Source organism: Halobellus ruber (assembly GCF_014212355.1).
Classification (GTDB): domain Archaea; phylum Halobacteriota; class Halobacteria; order Halobacteriales; family Haloferacaceae; genus Haloquadratum; species Haloquadratum rubrum.
Window position 1 is genome coordinate 882,315 of the sequence record NZ_JACKXD010000001.1, and the last position, 19,704, is coordinate 902,018.

Below are 19,704 nucleotides of genomic sequence, written 5' to 3' on the forward strand. Positions count from 1 at the left end.
GTCCGTGGAATCGGAAGTGGTTCCGGATGGATTTGAAGCAGGGAGTGAAGCGAGCACTGCGAGCGAAACGACCGTGGTTCAGAGTCCGTTCCAACCCATTCTGCTGTTCGTCCGCCGCTTCGCGTAGCCGGGGTCTCACAGCGCGGCCAACCCACCTGCCAACAACGCCGCGTCGACGCCCAGAAGCACACTCAGCACCGCCCCGCCCGTCAAATACGGCCGCACCGCTGCCAGCGCCTCGTCGGCGTCCTCCCGCGGGAATCCGCCGTCGACGCCGACCCCCTTACTCATATACGCCCCGAAGGACGGCCGAGAGCCGTCGACGGTCCGGGCGCGGTAGACGCCGAGTTCGACGACCCCGTTCAGGACGCCCCACAGCAGGAACATCCCGAGGACCAGATGCCCGCGCGGCGTGCCAATCAGCCGCGGGAGCGGGTAGAGCAGCCAGACCTGATAGAGGCCGGTGACCGGGAGCGCCACCCCGGTCCAGCGGGTGATCCACAGGAGGCGATCCAGCGTCCAGCCGAGGTCCTCGCCGTTCGCCCCCGACGCGGGGAGGTACAGCGAGGCGACGAACAGGACCGCACCGATCCACAACAGCGCCGAGAGCACGTGGACGACGTAGGAGGCCGACAGTAGCACTCCCATACCGGAACCCTGGTCGCCAGCCACCTGTGGGTTTCGGGGGCGGTCGATTGACCCGCGGCGCTGTCGCGAGCGGGGCCGCAAACAGTCTTCAGCCGCGTCCGGAGCTGCCGGCCGACCGGCAGGTCGAACGAGGAACTGGTGGTGAGCCCCGGGCCCCCACGCGCGGGAACGCGTCTCACGCAACGTTGAATCTTGTCTCTGACGAACGGGTTCCCGTGTCGACGGCGGCCACGACGTTCTGGCGGAACTGCGAGCGCTACCACGACCTCGCCGAACGCTTCGAGCGTCACGTCGAGGTCACCTGTCCGGACCGCCTGACGGGTCGGAGCGGCTACTACAGTTGTGGCTGCTCGTGGTGTGCGCAAGCGGTCACCTACTACGAGTACGCGGGGCCGCGGCTCTGAGTACGCGGGGCCGCGGCTCTGACCGGGCGGTCGGCAGTTGGCCCGTGTGGACCCCGTCCCGACGGAAAACTGAATAGATTGGCTACGAGTCACGCGCGTATGGGTGTCCAGGAAGCGGTCAAGACCGCGCTCCAGGAGGATCGTCAGGAGCTGATCCGCGTGCTGGCGGAACACCGGGTTCGACCCACGCCCGACGAACAGTCGGAGGGAACGAGCCTCGGCGGGCTGTCGGCCGCCCCGAGTTTTCGGTTCGAAACCGAAGCGGGCGGGACCGCCATCACCGACCGACAGACCCGCTCTGCGGTCGTCGACGCCCTCGGCGTTCACTCGGAGGCCGACTGCGAGGCCGTCCGCGAGGAGATCGCTGACCACGCCGCGTGGGACGGGTAGGCGCCGACTGGCCGAGCCGCCCAGTGGGCCCCGACACCGACTACGCCGCCGGCGACGAGCCGTCCTTTCCCCGAAGCCGGCCGACAGCGACGGACCGGTTCCTTTCGAGAGACCGGTCGAAGAGTTCGACGTTCTCCCGCCACCGACGGGTGTGCGACGCTGGACGGGACACGCTGAGAGGCCTGTCGCCGACCCGCGGCCGTCGGACTTAAGCGGCTTATCACCCTACCAAATATCGTGGGATCGCCGTACGACGTATTGGGGCTCGACGCCGACGCCGACGAGGACGCCGTCGTCCGAGCGTACCGCAAACGGGTGAAGGAGGTCCACCCCGACCACGGGGGGTCGGTCGCGGCGTTCAAACGCGTCCGACGGGCCTACGAACACCTCACTGCCGGTCGGGACCCCGCGGCGTTCGAGGCGGGCGAGGCCTCAGCCGGGAGCGACCGACCGGAGTCGACCGACGGACGGACCGGTTCCGCCGAGGAGGAGGTCTCATCGGCCGGTGACACCGGCGACGGGGATGGTGAACTGGGACCGACGGTCGAGTATCTCGACTACGCCGCAGTCGAGTCCTATGGGTGGAACATCACGGACGACGATCTCTTCGAGAAGGCCGAAACAGCGGATCTCGGGGTCGACACCCACGGAATCCTGGTGGTCGAGCCCCGGGAGACCCTGCTGGAAGCCGCAGAGCGGTACGGGTTCTCCTGGCCGTACGCCTGTCGCGGCGGCGCGTGTGCGAACTGCGCCGTTGCGGTAGTGGAGGGCGACCTCGAGATGCCGGTGAGTACGGTGCTGGACGACGACCTGACCGACCGCGGGGTCAGACTCTCCTGTATCGGCGAGCCGGTCACGGACGACCTGAAGATCGTGTTCAACATCGAACACCTTCCGGGGCTCGCGGAGCTACGGCTCCCAGCCGAACAGTTCGGCAGCGCCCGCGCGGACGATTAGCCCGCGTTCGGGAGGTAGACGTCGTACTCGCCGTCGCCGTCGACGCCGATCACCGCCCACTCGTAGGTGGGGTCGACGCTCCGGAGCCGGTTTCGTACGTCCCCTGTTGCGGACTTCGGCGCGACGAAGCATCGGAACCGATACTCCGTGGACGGTTCGCCGCCGTCCGCGAGCGCGCGGCGGCTACGTAGGTCTTCGCCGTCTGCGACGGCCGTGACGCGCACGGTGCGCCACTTTCGCTCGGCGACGAACTCCGGCCCGTCGCCCGAAACGCTGTAGCCCAGCCGACGGAAGATCGTCCGGGCGTCCTCCGAAGGAGGCATGCTGACAGGGGGCATGTACAACCGGGTACAACGGCCGACAGTTTAAATCTTGTCACGAACTCACATACCTGGGAACTCCGATCCCGACAGCGGAGGTCGTGGGAACGTGGCGCTCACGACCGTCCCAGTCACCCGTACACCGCCTCCCCGAGGTCGACCGTCGTCTCACGGACGTGGCAGTACTTCTCGGTGTTGCCCCCGATGACGTCGAGACCGTTCGAACAACAGCACACGTCCGTCGTCCCGCAGTTCGGACACGCGCCGAGTTCCGGCACGATCATCGCGGGAGCCGACGGCCGCCGGCCGTACAATCAGATGGACCCTGCGACGCCGTCAGCGGGGACGGCTGCCGGCGCAACCCTACCAACCCGGATCGACCCGTCCGAGTCGGATGTGAGAACGTCTGGTCGCGCCCCGGCGGCGGAGTAGCGGACGTTCGGTGCCGCTCGGACGCACGCGCTGGCGAGGCCTGTTCTTGCGACTCCGTCGTACTGGAGCGTATGACGGTACTTGTTCCGTTCGACGGGTCCGATCTCCCGAAGGCGGCGCTCCTCCGGGCAGCACAGTTCGACGGGCTGTTGAACCAGGGCGTGATCGCGGTCACGGTCATCCCGCGTGGGGACGCGAAGTACGCAAGGGAGCGAGACTGGATCGACGGGACCGACCCGCTCGCGACCGACAGTATCGTTTCGACGCTCCGGTCGATGGTCGCCGACGTCGACCCGGACACCGAGTTCCGGTAGGAGTTCGTGGATCGCTACGCGCCTTCCGGCGCCGTTGGGAGGGTACCACGCCGGTTCGCACGGGACAACGACACGAGCATCGCGTTCGTCGGCAGCGAGAACGCGGGTCGCGTCGTGACCGGGCTCACCGTCGGCTCGGTGGAGTGAGCCGAGCCTGTCCCCGTTGATGCCCCTACTGCGCCGCTCGTCGCTTCACTCGTGGGCGGCGTCCCACTCGTCGGGCTTCCGGATGTTGCCGCAGACGTTGCACTCGATCCGCCCCATCGTGTCCATCGCGTTGTCCGCGGACTCGCAGTTCGCACACCAGAACCCCCACCGGTGGTCCGCCTCGGAGGTGGTGTAGGCGACGAAAAACGGTCCCTTGGCGCCGCGCTCGGCGTCGGCCCGGTCGACGTAGACGGTCTCGCCGCGGGGGGTCTCGACGGGGTTGCGGTCGGTCGCCATCGCGGCTACCGGCCCCGGCGTGGATCGGTCACGTCCGGAACGACTCCCCGCATCCACACTCGCTGACGACGTTCGGGTTCTCGACGTGGAACCCAGCGCCCTGCAGGCCGCCCTCATATTGGAGCGTCGACCCGCCGACGTAGTTCTGGCTTGCGGGGTCGACGAACACGCGGAGGCCGTGTTGTTCGACAACCGCGTCGTCGGGTTCCGGCTCGTGATCGAACCGCATCCCGTAGGAGAGGCCCGCACAGCCGCCCTGCTGGACGAACAGCCGGAGGCCAGCCTCGTCGGTGTCGAGCCCCTCGGACTCGATGAGGGAAAGCGCCTCGGAGGCGGCTTCCTGCGTGACGGTCACGGTACCGCCGTTGCCGCCCTCGACCGTTTCGGTACTCATAGGACCCACTACCGCACGCACCGTGTTAATGTTGACGCCGGGTCGACACTGGGGCCGGCGTCCGGCGCCGGGCCGTGCTTATATGTCCGCCCCTGCCGAAGCCGGCCGTATGTACGAAACCATCCTCGTTCCGATCGACGGTAGCGACCAGGCACAGGCCGCACTCGATCACGCCGTCGCCCTCGCCGAGGAGCACAGCTCGACGGTCAACCTCCTTTACGTCGCCGATACGAACCGCGACAGCCTCACCGTCCAGGGCGGCGAGGTCGTCGACGCGTTAGAACAGGAGGGCAACCGGATCGTCTCGGAGGCCGTCGAGGGGCTCGATGCCGGCGTCGACGTCGTCGATACGGTCCTGACGGGGGATCCGGTCGAGACCATCCTCGATTACGCTGATTCCGTCGACGCCGACCTCGTCGTGATGGGGACCCACGGCCGACGCGGGCTGGACCGATACCTGCTTGGTAGCACCACCGAACGGGTCGTCCGCCTCTCGTCGACCCCGGTGCTCACGATCCGCTCCGAGGCGTGAGGCGGGCTTCGGTCCCCGTTCGCACTCGCCGACCTCGTCGCCGACGTGCGGGCGGGCCCCCACCGAGATCCGTCCGCCGACCTCGTCGCCGACGTGCGGGCGGGCCTCCACCGAGACCGGTCCGGATCAGCGGCCCGTATCCACCGGCCGCACGCCGACCCCGACGACCAGATCCGGGAGGTCGCTCTCGCCGACGACGAGCACGTCCTCGAAGCCCGCGGTCCGTAACGCCGCGGTCAGGCCGTCGACGGTGGTCGTCTCGACCCCCCGCCGCTCCGCGGTTACTGCCGTCTCGCCGGTCCGGCGGTCGGTGACCCGGTAGTCCACGCCGACGGCCCCCTCGCTCTCGACGTCGACGGCGCGTTCGAGTCGGTAGCGCGACCCGGTGAACGTCTCGACGCCGGAGTCCGCCACCCCGGAGGCGGCCGTCGGCGCGACGACGACCGCGAGCCCGCCGGGCCGGAGCGCGGCGTAGGCCCCGACACAGACGTCGACCGCCGACGCCCGGGCGGCCGCGAACTCCGCTGTACACACTCCGTCGAACACGTTCCGGACCGGTGGCGCGGTCGGACGGCCGCAGACGACTGCCCCGCCGCGGGCTGCGGCGAACCGGAGGTGTGGGCGTCTGTCGTCGATCCCGACCGCGTCGTACCGCGTGCCGAGTTGGTCCAGAAACGCTCCCACGCTGCAGCCGACTTCGAGGACGCGTTCGACGTCCGCCGGGAACCGCGCGGCGACTACACGGTCACGCCGCTCGGCCCACCCCTCCGGGATCGTCCGCGCGCGAACCGGCGCCAGCGTCGTGTCGGTCGAGTGGTCGCCGTCCGGCGCCGCGAGCACGGCCTCGCAGGCCGCAGCGAACGACGGGGGCGCAGCGCGGCGACCGGCCATCCGGTTACCCGGCGTCCCCGTCGGTCCCGGACCCGCTGGTGTGGTCGGCCTCGAACCGTGCCCGGACGCTTTCGGCGTGTGCCTCCAGCCCCTCGGCCTCGGCGAGCGTCGTGATCGGCTCCGCGAGGTCCGCCAGCCCCTCGCGGTCGAGCCGCTGGACGGTCGTCGATCTGAGGAAGGTGTCGACCGAGAGCCCGCCGTACCGCCTTGCACCGCCCGAGGTGGGCAACACGTGGTTCGTCCCCGAGGCGTAGTCGCCGGCGGCGACCGGGGTGTACGGGCCGAGGAACACGCTCCCGGCGTTCGTGATCCGGTCGAGCAGCGCCTCGTCGTCGTCGGCCTGGATGGAGAGGTGCTCGGCGGCGTACTCCTCGGCGAACAGGACCGCCTCGGACATCGACCGGGCGTGGAGGACGCCGGACGCGTCGGCGTCGAGCGCCTCCCGGATCGTCTCGGAGCGCTCGCGGCCGTCGATCCGCGCCTCGACCGCGTCGACGACGGCCGCCGCGAAGTCCGCGTCGTCGGTGACGGCGACGACGGAGGCGTTCGGGTCGTGTTCCGCCTGTGCGAGGAGGTCGGCGGCGACGAGTCCGGGATCCGCGCTCCCGTCGGCGAGCACCAGGATCTCGGAGGGCCCCGCCAGGAAGTCGATGTCGACGTCGCCGCGGACTTCGGCCTTCGCCGCCGTCGTCCACCGGTTTCCGGGGCCGACGATCTTCCGGACTGGGGTGACGGTTTCGGTGCCGTACGCCAGGGCGCCGATCGCCTGGGCGCCGCCGATGCTGTAGACCCGGTCGGCGTCCGCGACGTGGGCGGCCGCGAGGGTGACCTGGTTCATCTCCTCGGCCGGCGGCGTCACCAAGGCGACGTGTTCGACGCCCGCCACCTTCGCGGGGACCACGCCCATCACGACACTCGAGGGGTAGGCCGCTGTCCCGCCGGGCGCGTACACGCCGACCCGCTCCAGCGGGCGGAACCGCCTGCCGAGTTCGCGATGTCCCGACTCCGCGGCGCCCCCGTCGCCGCCTGCCGTCTTTCCGTCGGCCGCACCCCCACCGCTCGCTCCGCCGAAACTCGCCCGCCAGTCCTCGGGGACCTGTCGCTCGTGGAACTCACGGACGTTTTCGGCGGCGGTCTCGATGGCGTCCCGGACCTCGGCGTCGATTGCGTCGTAGGCACGCTCGGCGTCGTCAGTCACGTCGAGGTTCCCGACCTCGACGCCGTCCAGTTCGCGGCAGTACTCCCTGACGGCGACGTCGCCCTCCGTCCGAACCCGCTCTACGATCTCCCGGGCGTCGTCGCGGGCGCCCGCCACGCCGGCGTCCCGATCGAACAGGGCCGCCCGCTCGTCGGGCGGGAGTTCCGCGACGGCCCGCACTTCCAGCGTCATACCCCGCGATTCGACGCGGCCGCGTAAGGACGTTCCGGATCGGGCGGTCCCGGGGCGTTTCGGGACCGACAACCCGGCGTTCGTCCCGCTTCGATACCGATCGACTCAGTCCCTCTCCCCGGTGATCGACCGCGCGTAGACGTCCGCGCGGTCCGCCCAGACCGACTCCATCCCCTCGCGTGCCGACGCGAAGAAGTCGTACAGCGCGGCGTACTGGTCGGCGACGGCCGGCCGCGGTTCGTACCGGCGGTCGGTCGTGACCATCCGGTCGACCGCCGCCGACAGCGAGGGGTACTCATCCAGCGCGACCGCCAGGAGAACCGCCGCGCCCAACGCGCCCGGCTCCGACCCGGCCGGCACCGAGACGGGACAGTCCAGACAGTCGGCGACGAGTTGGCACCACAGCTCCGAGCGGGTGCCGCCGCCGCTTGCGACCACCTCGTCGGGGTCGCCCGGCAGGTGCTCGACGCAATCGCGGACCGCAAGCGAGAGCCCCTCGTAGACGGCGCGAACCAACGCCTCGGTCCCGTGTTCGGGGGTGAGGCCGACGAACTGCCCGCGGGCGTCGGGGTCGACGAACGGGCCGCGCTCCCCGGAGGTGCTCAGATACGGGTGGTAGACCACGCCGTTGCTCCCCGGCGGCGCCGCCGCGGCGAGATCCGCGAGATCCCCGACGTCGGCGACGTCGGCGATCGTCTCGGCGGCCCACTCCAGGCTCGGCGTCCCCGCGTTCGACCCGATGGCGTCCGTCCAACGCCCGTCGATGCCCAGGCTCATCTGGATTCCCGAGGTCTCGGGCTGTGGGCCGTTGATGAACGTCTGGTGGGTCAGCGAGGTTCCGAGCGTGATCGCGGTCGCGCCGGCGGTTGCGGCCCCGCTGCCGATCGCCGACGCCGGGACGTCGAAGACGCCGGACACGACGGGGACGCCGGCGGGGACGCCGGTCGCGTCGGTGACTTCGCCGATCACCGCCGTCGGCGCCGCCAGCCGCGGGAGCTTCGACGCCGCCCCGGGAAGGCCGACCACCTCGAACACTCCCGGGTCATAACGCTCGGTGTCCTTGTCCAGGTAGGGCACGGTCGCCTCCGTGTGATCGAGCGTGCGCTCGCCGGTCAGCTTGTACTTCAACCAGTCCTTCGCCGAGAGGACCGTGTCGATCCGATCGAAGCGATCGGGCTCCTCGCGGGCCACCCACGCCAGGATCGGCAGGCTCATTCCGGGGTACGGCGCCGACCCACAGCCCTCGACGATCCGGTCCAGACGGCCCTCGTCCGCCCACTCCTCGAGGATCCCCGCGGCGCGGCTGTCCGACCACAGCGCCGCGTTCCCTGCCGGGTTGCCGTCGTCGTCGATCGCCCAGAGCCCGTCGCCCTGCCCGGTGACGCTCACCCCGAGCGGGTCGGCGTCGGCCGGGAGCGACGCGGTCACGTCCCGGAGCGCCGCCGCCGTCCGGTTCCATACCACATTGGGGTCCTGTTCGACGTGTCCCGGCTTCGGGCGGTGCGTCTCCACGTCCCGCTTCGCCACCGCTCTCTCGGTGCCGTCGACCCCGAACGCGACCGCCTTGATCGTCGACGTGCCGGCGTCGACGGCCAGAAGAACGTCAGTCGTCATTGGATGATCTCGTGGGTCGATGTCGTGTCCGTGCGCCGATCAGAGGCTACAGCCCGTCTCCCCGCAGGGGCGAACTGCCGCCTCGCCGGGCACCTGGGTCAGCAGTTCGATGCCGGGGATCTCCCCGCCCTCGACGACCTGCCCCGTCCAGACCGGGTTGACCGCCTGGTGGTCACACTCGCGGAACGGGGTCGTCCCCAGCGCGGTCGTCACGTCGAGTCCCTCCAGGGCCTCGCTGACTTCGACGGGGTCGTTGGTTCCCGCCGCTTCGATCCCGCGGGCGGTCATCCGGACCATATCGTAGCCCACGCGGGCGAAGCTCCCGGGCACGCCGCCGTGTTCGTTCCGGTAGGCCTCCACGAACTCCCGGTTGTCGCCGGTCTCCAGCTTGTGGTTGTACAGCGTCGAGGAGTACGCGCCGACCGCGTCCGACCCCAGCGCCTGCCGGCTCACCCGCGCGAAGATCGCCGTGCCGATGACGTCGACCTCCTCGGTCAGCCCCGCGCTGCTGGCCTGCTTCATGAAGTTGATCAGGTCCGCGCCGGTGTCCGGGAGCGCGACCACGTCGGCCTCGGAGTTGGAGATGTTGGTGATCTGCGGGCCGTAGTTGCTGGTGCCCTTGTCGGGCATCGTCCGCCCGACGATGTCGATGTCGAAGCCCTGGGCCTCGATGCGGCGCTCGATCTGGGCCACCGCGGAGTTGCCGTAGGTGTCGTCGGTGGTGTGGATCCACAGGTTCGACCCCAGACCGGAGTCGACGAAGTCGACGAGGCCGGCCATCTGCTGGGCGGCGTTCGTCTCAGTCCGGAAGGTGTTCGCGTTGCAGTTCCCGCTCGTCAGTTCGATCGTGGCCGCCCCGGAGGTGTACACCACGTCGCGGCTGCTCACGTAGTCGGCGACAGCCAAGGCGACGGAACTCTCCAGGGCCCCGACCACGTAATCGGCGCCGTCGTTCTCGACGACCGCCTGGGCCCGCTGGAGCCCGGTCGAGGGGTCGGTCTGGGTGTCCTCGAAGGTCGCGTCGATCGTGAACCCGAACGCGTCGCTGTCGTTGACGTACTGGACGCCGAGTTCCGCACCGCGTTGCTGTGCCTGCCCCAGCGGCGCCGACGGTCCGCTCGTCGGCACCAGGACGCCCATCGTGACGGGTTCGGAGCCGACGCTTTCGGTCGCCGTCCCGGCGTCGTCGCTGTCGTCGCTTTCGGTGTCGGTGTCGCCGCCCCCACCCTCGGTTGCGGTGTCCCCGCCGTCGCCCGCCTGCTGGACGCAGCCGGCGGTCCCCAGCGCCGTCGCGAGCGCGCCGCCGCCCAGATACTGTAGCGCCCGCCGCCGCCGGACGCCCCGCCCGTCGGACTGCTCGACCCCTGCTGTCGTCCCGTCGGACCCGTTCATACCACTCGGTATCGGGGTCCGGCATAAAATACCACGGCCTTCGACGGCGTCCCGATCAGCGGTCGTCGTCGAGGGAGACGCCGACGTGCCGGTCTAAGGCGTCGTCGTCGCGGAGGGCGTCTGGAGAACTCCGGTGGACGATCCGGCCGCTGTCCATCACGTACACGTAGTCACAGACGTCCAGTGCCATCCGGACGTTCTGCTCGACGAGCAGCACGGTCAGCCCGCGCTTCCGGAGCGACTCGATCGTCTCCACCACCCGCTCGACGACGTAGGGCGCGAGTCCCTCGGTAGGTTCGTCGAGAAGGAGCGTCCGGCCACCGCTGACCAACGCCCGGCCGACCGCGAGCATCTGCTGTTCCCCGCCGGAGAGGGTGCTTCCCGGGGCTGATTCGTTGTCCGCGAGGTTCTCGAACGTGTCGAGCACTTCGTCGATACCCCAGCTATGGTCGCCGCCGCGCCCGCCCGTCCCGCCGAGTTCGGCGAGTTCGAGGTTCTCCCGGACGCTGAGCCCGCCGAAGATCCGGCGTTCCTCGGGCACCAGGGCGATCCCGCGGCGGACCGTCTCCTCCGGGCCCAGGTCGCCGACATCCTCGCCGTCGTAGGTGACCGATCCCGACCGCGGCGCGAGCGTTCCCATCACCGTCCGGAGCGTCGTCGTCTTGCCCACGCCGTTCCGCCCGACGAGCCCGACGACCTCCCCGTTGCCGACGTCGACGCTGACGTCCTGGAGGACCGTCGTGGCACCGTAGCCGGCAGTCACGCCGTCCACGCGGAGCAGCGGCTCGTCGAGCCGGCTCTCCGACGACCGCGTGGACTGACCCTCGGGCGTCACGCCGTGTACCCCCCGAGGTAGGCCTCCCGAACCCGGTCGTCGGCCGCGATCTCCGCCGGCGTTCCGGTCGCGACCTCCCGGCCCCCGTTCAGCGTCGTGATCCGGTCGGAGACGCGCATCACGAGATCGACGTTGTGCTCGACGAGCAGCACCGTCCGGTCGGCCAGCACGTCCTCGAAGAGCTCGATCGTCGCGTCGGTCTCGTCGCCGCTCATCCCCGCGGTCGGCTCGTCGAGCAGCACCACGTCGGGGTCGGTCGCGAGCACGAGACCGACCTCCAGCCGCCGTCGGTCCCCGTACGAGAGGTCGCTGGCCCGCGCGTCGGCGACGGATCGGAGCCCGAGTTCGTCGAGGACGGCGTCGGTCCGGCGGTCGACCCCCTCCAACTCGCCGGAGTCGGCGAACAGCCGGCGTGCCGTCGACAGCGTCTCGAACCGCTCCGCTTGCGCGGCGAGCCGGACGTTCTCACGGACCGAGAGCCCGTTGAACACCGTCGTCAACTGGAACGAGCGGGCGAGGTTCGCGGCGACCCGTTCGGCGGGCGAGAGCGCGGTGATGTCCCGCCCCGACAGCGTAATCGTCCCCTCGGTCGGGGTCATCGCCCCGCTGATCAGGTTGAAAAGCGTCGTCTTCCCCGCCCCGTTCGGCCCGATGATGCTCCGGAACTCGCCGCGGTCGACCGCGAGATCAACCCCGTCGACCGCGGTGAACTCCCCGAACCGTTTCGTGAGCCCGGTGGTCCGGAGGATCGGCCCCCCGCGGTCAGTCATCCGGTTCGACCTCCTCCGCCGACGCGGGCGGTCCCCCGACGCCGGCGCGGTCGTCCCCGAGCCGCGCCGGCAACGAGATCAGTCCTTTCGGGAGGAAGAGCACGACAACCACGAAAAGCGTCCCGAGCAGAAGCCGCCACCAGGGGATCGCCGCCGAGAGCTGTCGTTCGATCAGCGTGAACACGGCCGCCCCGATCATCGGTCCGTAGAGCGTCCCCGATCCGCCGAGCACCACCATAATGATCGCGTTCCCGCTGTTGATCCAGTTCAGCAGGTCGGGGGCGGCGAAGCCGTTGTAGAGCGCGAACAGCGCGCCCGAGAGCCCCGCGAGGGTGGAGCTGACCACGAACGCCTGGCGTTTGACCGACCGGACCTCGTAGCCGACGAACCGGGCCCGAAGTTCGCTCTCCCTGATCGCCCGGAGGACGGTCCCGAACGGCGCCGCCATCATCCGACTGACGCCGAGGTACGACGCGACCACGATCGCGAGGAGGAAGTAGTAAAACAGCGCGTCGCCGGTGAACAGAAGCGGCTCGACGCCGACGAGCACCTCGTCGAACCTGATCCCGACGCCGCCGATCCCGTAGAGCGGCTCGGGCGCGCCGAAGAGGCCGCTGCTGCCGCCCGTAACGTCGGCCCGCACGACCACCTGGCGGACGATCTCCGCGAACGCGAGGGTGATCATCACGAAGTACACCCCCGAGACCCGGATCGCGACGTGGCCGACGACCCAGGCCGTGATCGCGGTCGTCGCGAGCGCGACCCCGAGTGCCACGAACGCCGACGGCGAGACGTACAGAAGCGTCAGCAGCGTCGCGTAGGCCCCGAGCCCGTAGAACAGGGCGTGGCCCAGCGAGATCAACCCGGTGTAGCCGAGGACGATGTCGAGGCTCATCGCGAACAGCGCCCAGATGAGGACAGTAATGAGAAGCGACACCACGAACCCGGAGTAAATCACCCCGCTGAACACGGGCACAAGCGCCAGCAGGACCACGGCCGCGACCCCCAACCGCGACCGTCCCCGGCCGGTGAGGACGCCGCCGCCCAGCCCGCCGACGAACTCGCTTGGCTCCGATCGGCCGGCGCTTACCCCCTCGCCGGTCCCGCCGAACAACCCCTGGGGGCGGACGAGGAGGACGCCGATCATCAGCAGGAAGATCACGACCCCCTGGATCGTCGGGAGCAACGTACTGACGGCGCTCTGGACGATCCCGACGAGCAGCCCGCCCGCGACCGCGCCGCGGAAGCTCCCGAGGCCGCCCAATACGACGATCACGAACGCCGGGATGATGACCGCGTTGCCCATCTCCAGGCTGACGTTCTGGTAGCCGCCGAGCACGACGCCGCCGAACGCCGCAAGCGCCGCTCCCGCCCCGAACACCACCGTGTAGTAGCGGTCGATGTCCACCCCGAGGTTGCGCACCATCTCCCGGTCCTCCGACCCGGCGCGGACGACCAGCCCCACCCGCGTGTGGTTCAGCGCCGCCCAGACGGCGGCCGCGAGCAGCCCGCCGGCGGCGATGATGAAGTAGCTGTACCCCGAGTAGGAGAACCCGAGGACGGTGATCGTCCGGTCGATGACAGCCGGCGGCGAGTAGAACAACGGATCCGTCCCCCAGACGAACCGCTTGAGGTCGTAGATGATGAGCAGGAGTCCGAACGTGAGCAGGATCTGCGCCAGCTGCCCGCGGCCGTAGACGCGGTTGATGAGGCCGCGTTCGGTGACCGCGCCGACGGCCCCGACGAGGAGCGGCACCGCGATCAGCGCGATCCAGAACCCGCCCCCGTCGAACCCGGTCACAAGCGAGAACGCGAAGTACGCACCTAACGCCAGTAGCTCCCCGTGTGCGAGGTTCAGGACGTCCATCACCCCGAACACGAGCGAGAGCCCGGCCGCGACGAGGACGTAGACCATCCCGATCGTCAGGCCGTTGAGGAGTATGTCGAGCAGCTGCGTACCCGGGACCATCGACGGAGTTGTTCGAGTGCCAGCCGGCGTGCTTCGATAAAGGTGTCGGGTTGTGGGTCCGGTCGCCCGCGAGGGTCGTCGCCCCGTGGCCCAGTCCACGGACGTACCCTCGGAAGCCGGGTTCAGGCCACCTTCCGTTCGTCGGTGAACGTGACCGTCCGGTTTTCCGTCTCCACGGTGGTCTGCACGGTGATCCACCCGTCGTTGTTGCTGATCTTCAGCGCCTCGGCGTACGAGAGTTCGACCTGTCGGGTCGTGGTGTAGGAGTCGCCGGCCGGCAGCGTGCCCACGTCCTCGTTGCCCCGCCAGATCTCGTCGCCGTCGGTTCCCCTCCCCGCGAAGATCCGGGTGTGGACGGTGCCGTTCTCGGCGGTTGCGTCCTGCTGGTTCGTCAGCGTCGAGGTGACGTCTCGGCAGGTCTGGCCGCACTTCTCGATTTTGTCGATGGTGAAGCCGAACGGTGGCGTCGCAGTCGACGCTCCGTCGGCGGTCGTCGTCGCCGGTCCGTCGCTTCCGACCGTGGCCGTCCCCTCGCCGCCGGGTGTGGCCGTCGGGAACGATTCGGCGTCGGCCGCCCCGTTTCCACCCGGGAGCATATCGCCGGCGACGACGACTCCGGCGCCGGCGCCGAGAACGACGATGGCCGCGAGTATCAGTTTCAGGTTCATTTGTATCGGTTGAATTGTGTTATCGTGTGACGATCGAGTGGAGGGCCGAAGCGGGGGGTTCTCGGGTCGGTTGCCTGGGCTCGCTACGAGTCGTTCCCGTCCCCGCTCTCCGCCCGCTCACCGCCCGCGACGTCGCTCACGGCCGACCCGAGGCTGTCGACGGTGCCGTCGAGGAAGCCGTTGATCAGGCTGTGGATCTCCGAGACGAACTCCGGCACCGGATCCGGAAGGTCGCCCGGCGGGCCGGTCTGTCCGGCCGCGTCGCCGCCCGCGGGGCCGGAGGCGTCCTCGGAGCCGGCGCTTTCTGCCGCCACTGTGCTTCCCGGCATCGCCGCCGCACCCGTCGCGGCGACGAGTACGGCCAGCGCGATCGCGATGGGTTTGCTTTGGTTCATTGTCGATCCTCATCCGGGTGGACGGCCGGGACCTATATAAACCGAGACGGCGCTAAAGCGGGTTTGCGCCGATTTTAGCGACGTTATATCCGGATTCATCGGAGTTTCACCGGGTCCACGCGACGACGGGCGGCTGAGAGGATCAATCGGCAGTCTCACGGGGAGTCCGCGGTCCCGCGCGCGGAGGGCCGAGCCACCGGTCTGCTCCGCCACTCAGGGGTGCGCCCAGTAGACGACGCTCCCCTCGTCGCCGTGGTCGTCCACCCGGACGAACCCGATCCGCTCGAACTGGATCACCTCGTCGACCGCCGTCTCCGCGAAGTCGGGTTCGGCCACGCCACGCACGTCGCCGTCGGGGGTCCGCATCAGGACCGGGACGGTCCCCTCGTCGGGGGCCCAGTGGACCACGTCGACGTCGCCGGAGCGGACCACCTCGATGTCGTCGTCGGTCACCACCAGTCGGTCGCCCGCCCGGCGGACGGGGGCGTATCCCTTCAGCCAGACGCGTTCGCCGTCGGCCGGCACGTCCTCGGGTTCGAGCACGACGCCGCCGTCCACGGGGATGGTTCGTGAGCCACGCTCCTCGAAGTCGGGGTGCAACGGGGGATGGGCGGCGTCCGGACCGCCCTCGACCGCGAAGCGCTCGCCGTCGCGGACGAGGAAGTACCGCTCGGCGTCGTCGTCGACGAGGTCGCGGTTGGCCGCATACACCGAACTCATCGCGAGGTCGACGTTCGAGGTGGAGGTCCCGAGCGCCGCCAACGCCTCCACGACGGCCTCGCCGCGGATGCCGCGCCGACGGAGGCTGGCGAGCGTGGGTGCACGGGGGTCGTCCCATCCGTCGAGTTCGCCGGCCTCGATCTTCGCTTTCAGCGTCGACGTCGAGATGGCTACGTCGTAGGCGTCGACCTGGACGTGCCCCCAGTGGATGACCTCGGGGTACTCCCACCCGAAGTAGTCGTAGACGAACTGCTGGCGCTTCGCCGAATCCTGGAGGTCGATCCCGCGGATGATGTGCGTCACCCCCGTGAGGTGGTCGTCGACGCCCGACTGGAAGTCGAGCATCGGCCAACACCGGTACTCTTTGGCCTCGGGTCGCGGATGCGGCGTGTCGATGAGGCGGAACGCGACCCAGTCCCGCAGCGCGGGGTTCTTGTGCTCGATGTCGGTCCGGACCCGCAGCACCATCTCTCCGGGGTCGTACTCGCCGTCGACCATCGCTTCGAACTCCTCGTGGACGGTCCCCGTGGCCTTGTTGCGGTGTGGACACGGCCGCGCGTCGTTCTTGAGTTCGGAGAAGTCCCCGGCCGCACACGAGCACGTGTACGCCCCGCCGGCGTCGATCAGTTCGCGTGCGTGATCGTAGTAAATCTCCAGGCGATCGGACGCGAGCAGCACCTCGTCGGGCTCGAACCCCAGGTAGTCGATGTCCTCGAGGATGGCGTCGTAGGCGTCGAGATCCGGTCGTTTCGTCTCGGGGTCGGTATCGTCGAAGCGGACGACGAAGGAGCCGTCGTACCGCTGCTTGTAAGTGCCGATGACCGCCGGCATCCGAGCGTGTCCGATGTGCCAGGGGCCGTTGGGGTTCGGGGCGGCGCGCATCCGGACTTCGTCGTACCCGTCGACGTTCGGGAGGTCGGGGAGGTCGTGGTCGTCCTCGTCGTCGTGGGCGTCGATCTCCGCGAGTTCCTCGGGAGCGAGTTCCTCCAATCGCTCCCGCCTTTCGGCCGCAGACAGGTCGTTGACGCGCGCCACCACGCCGCCGACGACGCCCGGGATCTCGTCGCCGTGGGGGCGGAACTCGGGGTTCTCGCCCATCAACGGCCCCATAATCGCGCCGACATCGGCGTCGCTGTCGTACTTGACCGCATTGAGCAGGGCGTGTTTCTCGGCCGCCCGCTCGACGCGCTCGCGGAGGTCGTCGTCCATCGGTCTCAGGTGGGTGCTCCCGGTCCAAAAGCCGTCCGGATCCGCCGGGCGGACGACGGGGTCGACAGTTCACTACGCTCGGCCGGAATTTTTGGAAACTAATACGGAAGCCTTATGAACGAATCCGACGTTCGTTTACTCGCAATGGCAAACGGTACGGTTGACTTCTTCAACGACACGGGCGGTTACGGTTTCATCGAGACAGAGGACGCTGACGAGGACGTGTTCTTCCACATGGAAGACGTCGGCGGCGAGGATCTCACCGAGGGCACCGAGCTCGAGTTCGAGATCGAACAGGCCCCCAAAGGCCCCCGCGCGACGAACGTCGTCCGCGTCTAATCCGGTTTCCACCGTCGCCGCTCGGCGTCACGGTACTCCCGTGAGCCAGTTTGGACGCCTCGCGTTCCGGTGACGACAGCAAACCGCGATTTTCACTACCGAACTCCGGAGCGGCGGCACCGGCCTGATCGCGGGGCGCCATCGTGACAACCGGTAGCCCTTTGTTCGTCGCCGAACCGGCATACGGCGTATGAGTGTCTCGGTACCCGGCACGATACGTGGGATGGCCAAGCGCGCGAACCCGGCGTTCGGCGCCGGCGCGGTCCTGATTCCGGTCGCGCTGTTCGCGGCTGCGAGCCTCTTCGGCACGATCCAGCAGTTGACCTACGTCCACGTGATGACGGGGGTGTTGTGGACCGGCATCGACCTGTTTATGACGCTCGTGCTCGGCCCGGTGTTGGGCGGGTTGGCGGTCGAGGAACGCGCCGCGGTGTTCCAGCGGTTCACGCCGAAGATGACGTTTCTGATGCCGACGCTCGCCTTCACGACCATCTTCGCCGGGATGGTCCTCGCAGGGCGAATGGGCTACCTTCCGGGGCTGTCGGCGTGGGGCGGGCTCTTTGCGATCGTGGCGATGGGCCCCGCGCTGCTCGCGGTGGGCTTCCAGTTCGACGCCTTCACCGATCGGCGGTGGCTCGCGCTCTTTGCGGTCGTCGTGGGCGGGGGCGCCGTCTCGTTCGTCGCGAACCTCGGTACGTTCGCGATTCCCGGTCCGGCGATCCTGGCGGCGCTGGCGGTGGTGACCGTCCTCACGATAATCGGGTTCGGGATCCTGCTGCCCGGCGAGATCCGGATGTACCTGGAGATGACCTCCGAAACGCCCGACGCCGACCTCATCGGTGCGATCGGAATGCGGAACGCCAAGCTGAGCGGCGTCGAGGGCGTTCTCCAGCTCAGCATCGTCGCGATAATGGTCTACATTCGCTACGGCGGGTTCGGGTTCTGACCGCGGTCGCCCGTCACGGCTACGGTCCCCCCGATGGGATCCGCTCGGCGGTTCGATTCAACCCGCCGGAGCCAGCCACGCCGTCGTCGGACTCGTTCGCCCGCACCTGGACGTAGCGCTGACCGACCATCCCGTCGAGCAGCGCGTCGACGGGCGCGCGGTCGTCACGCAGGACCGGCACGTCGTCGGTCGGTTCGTCGCGACGGTAGGCGTCCAGTTCCCCCGAGAGGTCGATGCCGATGTCGCGGCGCTGGTTCCGCGCTTGGAGTTCCGCTTCGGTCAAAAGCGCCTCCTGTTTCGTCGCGACCACCTCGATGTTCTGGACGACCGGGCCGCCGGCGGTCGGGAAGCTGTAGACCCGCGGGAACACCTGCCGCATCGTCTTGTACTCCGCGCGGTAGAACTCCGAGGCCGGGCCCGACGGCGCGGAGATGAGGTTTGCGAGCAACACCCCGTCGTCGTCGAGTTGCTCCGACGCCTGCCGCATAAACTCGACCGTCGTCAGCTGGAACGGCACGCTGTCCTTCCGGTAGGCGTCGAGGACGATCACGTCGTAGGTCCGGTTCGTCTCTTCGAGGAACCGTCGGCCGTCGCCGCGGTGGACGTTCAGCCGCGGGGAGTCGGGGATCCCGAAGTACCGGTCGGCGGCGTCGATCACTGCCGGATCCAGTTCCACCACGTCGACGGTGACGTTCGGGTACATATCGTGGAAGATCCGCGGTCCGGTGAACCCGCCGCCCCCGATGAACAGCACCCGGTCGACCTCCGCCTCCCCGGTGAAAAGCAGCGACGCGTGGAAGTAGCGGGTGTAGTCGAAGACGTGGCGGTTGGGGTCGTCGAGGTCCATCGCGCTGTGTGGCTGGCCGTCGAGGTACAGCGTCCGGGTGTCGCCGCGGTCGACGACCTGTAGTTCCTGGTACGCCGTCTGGGTGCCGTAGACGGTGTCGCCGGCGAGGCTCGGGCCGACTCCGCCGACGGCCGCCGCGAGCACGAGCGCGGCCGCGACACCGCCGACCCGGAGTCCCGTTCCGTCCCCGAACTCCGGGGCCGCGACCGCGATGGCGGCGACGACCGCCGAGAGTCCGAGTATCGCACCGATCTGGGGGACCGACAGCGCAGGCACCAGGAAGTAGGTGGTCGCGAACGCCCCGACGATGGAGCCGACCGTCCCCAGCGCGTAGATGTGTCCCGCGGTCGCGCCGACGTCGCCGCCGGCGAGTTCCGCAGCGTACGGGCTCACGTAGCCCAGCAGGTAGGTCGGCGGGCCGAACAGGATCGTGATCGCCGGCAGCGAGACGAACCGGCTCGGGAGCGGCAACACGGCTGTCGACTGGACGATCAGGTCGCCGAACAGCACGACGCCGGCGACGTAGAGTCCGGTCGCGAGGAAGACGCCGACGAGGCGGGTGTGGGAGGCGTTCGCCGCCGCGCGCTTCCCGCCGCGATGGTAGCCCAGGCTGAGCGCCGCAAGGAAGACCCCGATGATCCCGCCCCAGGTGTAGATGGTGCTGCCGAACTCCGGGGCGAGGATCCGGCCGGCCAGGATCTCAAGCCCCATACTCGTCACCCCGGAGACGAACACCGCAGCCTCCGGACGGGTCGGTATCCGGTCGGGGCCGAACCGGGAGATCATTATCGGACGGTGGACGGGCAGCGTCTTCAACGCCGCGGCTCCCCGCCGGCGAGCCGAAAGAGGAGGATATAGGATGCCGGAGTCTGAACGGAGCACAA

Annotated in this window: 24 protein-coding genes; 8 read left to right on the forward strand and 16 right to left on the reverse strand. The window is 69.3% G+C overall.

The window, feature by feature from the left end; all coding sequences use genetic code 11:
- Nucleotides 1-135: 135 nt before the first annotated feature.
- On the reverse strand, nucleotides 136-648 hold the full coding sequence (locus tag H5V44_RS04555) for a copper resistance protein CopD (protein WP_221625533.1): 513 nt from the start codon (nucleotides 646-648) through the stop codon (nucleotides 136-138).
- A gap of 215 nt (nucleotides 649-863) precedes the next feature.
- Between H5V44_RS04555 and H5V44_RS04560 the strand changes: the two genes are divergently transcribed.
- The 3 genes from H5V44_RS04560 (at nucleotide 864) to fer (ending at nucleotide 2,399) form a co-directional block, all read left to right on the forward strand.
- Entirely contained in the window at nucleotides 864-1,052 is a 189-nt protein-coding gene (locus H5V44_RS04560; protein ID WP_185191915.1) for a hypothetical protein, read from the forward strand.
- Nucleotides 1,053-1,151: 99 nt separating this feature from the next.
- Nucleotides 1,152-1,442, forward strand: coding sequence for a hypothetical protein (locus H5V44_RS04565; RefSeq protein ID WP_185191916.1), 291 nt, complete (start codon nucleotides 1,152-1,154; stop codon nucleotides 1,440-1,442).
- Nucleotides 1,443-1,679: 237 nt separating this feature from the next.
- Nucleotides 1,680-2,399, forward strand: a complete 720-nt coding sequence (fer, locus tag H5V44_RS04570) for a ferredoxin Fer (protein WP_185191917.1) — start codon at nucleotides 1,680-1,682, stop codon at nucleotides 2,397-2,399.
- On the opposite strand, the gene H5V44_RS04575 is transcribed toward fer, so the two are convergent.
- Nucleotides 2,396-2,737: a DUF7116 family protein gene (locus H5V44_RS04575; protein WP_185191918.1), complete on the reverse strand. Its 342-nt coding sequence runs from the start codon at nucleotides 2,735-2,737 to the stop codon at nucleotides 2,396-2,398. The two genes, fer and H5V44_RS04575, sit on opposite strands and share 4 nt — an antisense overlap.
- 113 nt (nucleotides 2,738-2,850) lie before the next feature.
- Nucleotides 2,851-3,003, reverse strand: a complete 153-nt coding sequence (locus H5V44_RS04580; RefSeq protein WP_185191919.1) for a hypothetical protein — start codon at nucleotides 3,001-3,003, stop codon at nucleotides 2,851-2,853.
- 219 nt (nucleotides 3,004-3,222) lie between these two features.
- Here H5V44_RS04580 and H5V44_RS04585 point away from each other — a divergent pair, with 219 nt between their 5' ends.
- Nucleotides 3,223-3,465: a universal stress protein gene (locus H5V44_RS04585; RefSeq protein WP_185191920.1), complete on the forward strand. Its 243-nt coding sequence runs from the start codon at nucleotides 3,223-3,225 to the stop codon at nucleotides 3,463-3,465.
- 6 nt (nucleotides 3,466-3,471) lie between these two features.
- Entirely contained in the window at nucleotides 3,472-3,612 is a 141-nt protein-coding gene (locus H5V44_RS04590) for a hypothetical protein (RefSeq protein ID WP_185191921.1), read from the forward strand.
- A 45-nt stretch (nucleotides 3,613-3,657) separates the two neighbouring features.
- On the opposite strand, the gene H5V44_RS04595 is transcribed toward H5V44_RS04590, so the two are convergent.
- Both H5V44_RS04595 and H5V44_RS04600 read right to left on the reverse strand, forming a co-directional pair.
- The gene (locus tag H5V44_RS04595) at nucleotides 3,658-3,909 is read right to left on the reverse strand and encodes a DUF5816 domain-containing protein (protein WP_185191922.1); all 252 of its coding nucleotides are present in this window, start codon (nucleotides 3,907-3,909) and stop codon (nucleotides 3,658-3,660) included.
- Nucleotides 3,910-3,937: 28 nt separating this feature from the next.
- Complete coding sequence (locus H5V44_RS04600) at nucleotides 3,938-4,303, reverse strand: HesB/IscA family protein (protein ID WP_185191923.1); 366 nt, start codon at nucleotides 4,301-4,303, stop codon at nucleotides 3,938-3,940.
- Nucleotides 4,304-4,412: 109 nt separating this feature from the next.
- On the opposite strand from H5V44_RS04600, the gene H5V44_RS04605 reads away from it, so the two are divergent.
- On the forward strand, nucleotides 4,413-4,835 hold the full coding sequence (locus tag H5V44_RS04605) for a universal stress protein (protein ID WP_185191924.1): 423 nt from the start codon (nucleotides 4,413-4,415) through the stop codon (nucleotides 4,833-4,835).
- A 126-nt stretch (nucleotides 4,836-4,961) separates the two neighbouring features.
- Here the strand turns inward: H5V44_RS04605 and H5V44_RS04610 are convergent, their stop codons facing one another.
- The 10 genes from H5V44_RS04610 to H5V44_RS04655 form a co-directional block, all read right to left on the reverse strand.
- Complete coding sequence (locus H5V44_RS04610; RefSeq protein WP_185191925.1) at nucleotides 4,962-5,726, reverse strand: class I SAM-dependent methyltransferase; 765 nt, start codon at nucleotides 5,724-5,726, stop codon at nucleotides 4,962-4,964.
- Nucleotides 5,727-5,730: 4 nt separating this feature from the next.
- Nucleotides 5,731-7,116 carry a histidinol dehydrogenase gene (hisD, locus tag H5V44_RS04615; protein ID WP_185191926.1) on the reverse strand — a complete coding sequence of 462 codons (1,386 nt, stop codon included), beginning with the start codon at nucleotides 7,114-7,116 and terminating at the stop codon, nucleotides 5,731-5,733.
- 105 nt (nucleotides 7,117-7,221) lie between these two features.
- A complete protein-coding gene (locus H5V44_RS04620) occupies nucleotides 7,222-8,730 on the reverse strand; it encodes an FGGY-family carbohydrate kinase (RefSeq protein WP_185191927.1) in 1,509 nt (502 codons plus the stop codon).
- 39 nt (nucleotides 8,731-8,769) lie between these two features.
- Complete coding sequence (locus tag H5V44_RS04625) at nucleotides 8,770-10,122, reverse strand: ABC transporter substrate-binding protein (RefSeq protein ID WP_185191928.1); 1,353 nt, start codon at nucleotides 10,120-10,122, stop codon at nucleotides 8,770-8,772.
- A 55-nt stretch (nucleotides 10,123-10,177) separates the two neighbouring features.
- Nucleotides 10,178-10,957 (reverse strand): ABC transporter ATP-binding protein, encoded by a 780-nt coding sequence (locus H5V44_RS04630; RefSeq protein WP_343067679.1) that lies wholly within the window; start codon nucleotides 10,955-10,957, stop codon nucleotides 10,178-10,180.
- Nucleotides 10,954-11,727, reverse strand: a complete 774-nt coding sequence (locus tag H5V44_RS04635; protein ID WP_185191929.1) for an ABC transporter ATP-binding protein — start codon at nucleotides 11,725-11,727, stop codon at nucleotides 10,954-10,956. The genes H5V44_RS04630 and H5V44_RS04635 overlap by 4 nt, the downstream gene beginning before the upstream one ends.
- On the reverse strand, nucleotides 11,720-13,696 hold the full coding sequence (locus H5V44_RS04640) for an ABC transporter permease (RefSeq protein WP_185191930.1): 1,977 nt from the start codon (nucleotides 13,694-13,696) through the stop codon (nucleotides 11,720-11,722). The genes H5V44_RS04635 and H5V44_RS04640 overlap by 8 nt, the downstream gene beginning before the upstream one ends.
- 122 nt (nucleotides 13,697-13,818) lie before the next feature.
- Entirely contained in the window at nucleotides 13,819-14,364 is a 546-nt protein-coding gene (locus tag H5V44_RS04645; protein ID WP_185191931.1) for a hypothetical protein, read from the reverse strand.
- 83 nt (nucleotides 14,365-14,447) lie between these two features.
- Nucleotides 14,448-14,759, reverse strand: a complete 312-nt coding sequence (locus H5V44_RS04650; protein ID WP_185191932.1) for a hypothetical protein — start codon at nucleotides 14,757-14,759, stop codon at nucleotides 14,448-14,450.
- Between the two features lie 213 nt (nucleotides 14,760-14,972).
- Nucleotides 14,973-16,688, reverse strand: coding sequence for a glutamate--tRNA ligase (locus H5V44_RS04655; RefSeq protein ID WP_185191933.1), 1,716 nt, complete (start codon nucleotides 16,686-16,688; stop codon nucleotides 14,973-14,975).
- A 144-nt stretch (nucleotides 16,689-16,832) separates the two neighbouring features.
- Between H5V44_RS04655 and H5V44_RS04660 the strand changes: the two genes are divergently transcribed.
- On the forward strand, nucleotides 16,833-17,027 hold the full coding sequence (locus H5V44_RS04660; RefSeq protein ID WP_089766429.1) for a cold-shock protein: 195 nt from the start codon (nucleotides 16,833-16,835) through the stop codon (nucleotides 17,025-17,027).
- 223 nt (nucleotides 17,028-17,250) lie between these two features.
- Nucleotides 17,251-17,973, forward strand: coding sequence for a hypothetical protein (locus tag H5V44_RS04665; RefSeq protein WP_185192034.1), 723 nt, complete (start codon nucleotides 17,251-17,253; stop codon nucleotides 17,971-17,973).
- Nucleotides 17,974-17,992: 19 nt separating this feature from the next.
- Here H5V44_RS04665 and H5V44_RS04670 read toward each other — a convergent pair whose 3' ends face one another.
- Nucleotides 17,993-19,606, reverse strand: coding sequence for a spermidine synthase (locus H5V44_RS04670; RefSeq protein ID WP_185191934.1), 1,614 nt, complete (start codon nucleotides 19,604-19,606; stop codon nucleotides 17,993-17,995).
- Nucleotides 19,607-19,704: the final 98 nt, after the last annotated feature.

Bases quoted from the DNA above. Each gene is read 5' to 3' on its own strand.
- H5V44_RS04555 (WP_221625533.1), bottom strand. From the start codon at position 648: ATGGGAGTGCTACTGTCGGCCTCCTACGTCGTCCACGTGCTCTCGGCG.
- H5V44_RS04565 (WP_185191916.1), top strand. From the start codon at position 1,152: ATGGGTGTCCAGGAAGCGGTCAAGACCGCGCTCCAGGAGGATCGTCAG.
- H5V44_RS04575 (WP_185191918.1), bottom strand. From the start codon at position 2,737: ATGCCCCCTGTCAGCATGCCTCCTTCGGAGGACGCCCGGACGATCTTC.
- H5V44_RS04580 (WP_185191919.1), bottom strand. From the start codon at position 3,003: ATGATCGTGCCGGAACTCGGCGCGTGTCCGAACTGCGGGACGACGGAC.
- H5V44_RS04585 (WP_185191920.1), top strand. From the start codon at position 3,223: ATGACGGTACTTGTTCCGTTCGACGGGTCCGATCTCCCGAAGGCGGCG.
- H5V44_RS04595 (WP_185191922.1), bottom strand. From the start codon at position 3,909: ATGGCGACCGACCGCAACCCCGTCGAGACCCCCCGCGGCGAGACCGTC.
- H5V44_RS04600 (WP_185191923.1), bottom strand. From the start codon at position 4,303: ATGAGTACCGAAACGGTCGAGGGCGGCAACGGCGGTACCGTGACCGTC.
- H5V44_RS04605 (WP_185191924.1), top strand. From the start codon at position 4,413: ATGTACGAAACCATCCTCGTTCCGATCGACGGTAGCGACCAGGCACAG.
- H5V44_RS04610 (WP_185191925.1), bottom strand. From the start codon at position 5,726: ATGGCCGGTCGCCGCGCTGCGCCCCCGTCGTTCGCTGCGGCCTGCGAG.
- hisD (WP_185191926.1), bottom strand. From the start codon at position 7,116: ATGACGCTGGAAGTGCGGGCCGTCGCGGAACTCCCGCCCGACGAGCGG.
- H5V44_RS04620 (WP_185191927.1), bottom strand. From the start codon at position 8,730: ATGACGACTGACGTTCTTCTGGCCGTCGACGCCGGCACGTCGACGATC.
- H5V44_RS04625 (WP_185191928.1), bottom strand. From the start codon at position 10,122: ATGAACGGGTCCGACGGGACGACAGCAGGGGTCGAGCAGTCCGACGGG.
- H5V44_RS04635 (WP_185191929.1), bottom strand. From the start codon at position 11,727: ATGACTGACCGCGGGGGGCCGATCCTCCGGACCACCGGGCTCACGAAA.
- H5V44_RS04640 (WP_185191930.1), bottom strand. From the start codon at position 13,696: ATGGTCCCGGGTACGCAGCTGCTCGACATACTCCTCAACGGCCTGACG.
- H5V44_RS04645 (WP_185191931.1), bottom strand. From the start codon at position 14,364: ATGAACCTGAAACTGATACTCGCGGCCATCGTCGTTCTCGGCGCCGGC.
- H5V44_RS04650 (WP_185191932.1), bottom strand. From the start codon at position 14,759: ATGAACCAAAGCAAACCCATCGCGATCGCGCTGGCCGTACTCGTCGCC.
- H5V44_RS04655 (WP_185191933.1), bottom strand. From the start codon at position 16,688: ATGGACGACGACCTCCGCGAGCGCGTCGAGCGGGCGGCCGAGAAACAC.
- H5V44_RS04660 (WP_089766429.1), top strand. From the start codon at position 16,833: ATGGCAAACGGTACGGTTGACTTCTTCAACGACACGGGCGGTTACGGT.
- H5V44_RS04665 (WP_185192034.1), top strand. From the start codon at position 17,251: ATGGCCAAGCGCGCGAACCCGGCGTTCGGCGCCGGCGCGGTCCTGATT.
- H5V44_RS04670 (WP_185191934.1), bottom strand. From the start codon at position 19,606: ATGATCTCCCGGTTCGGCCCCGACCGGATACCGACCCGTCCGGAGGCT.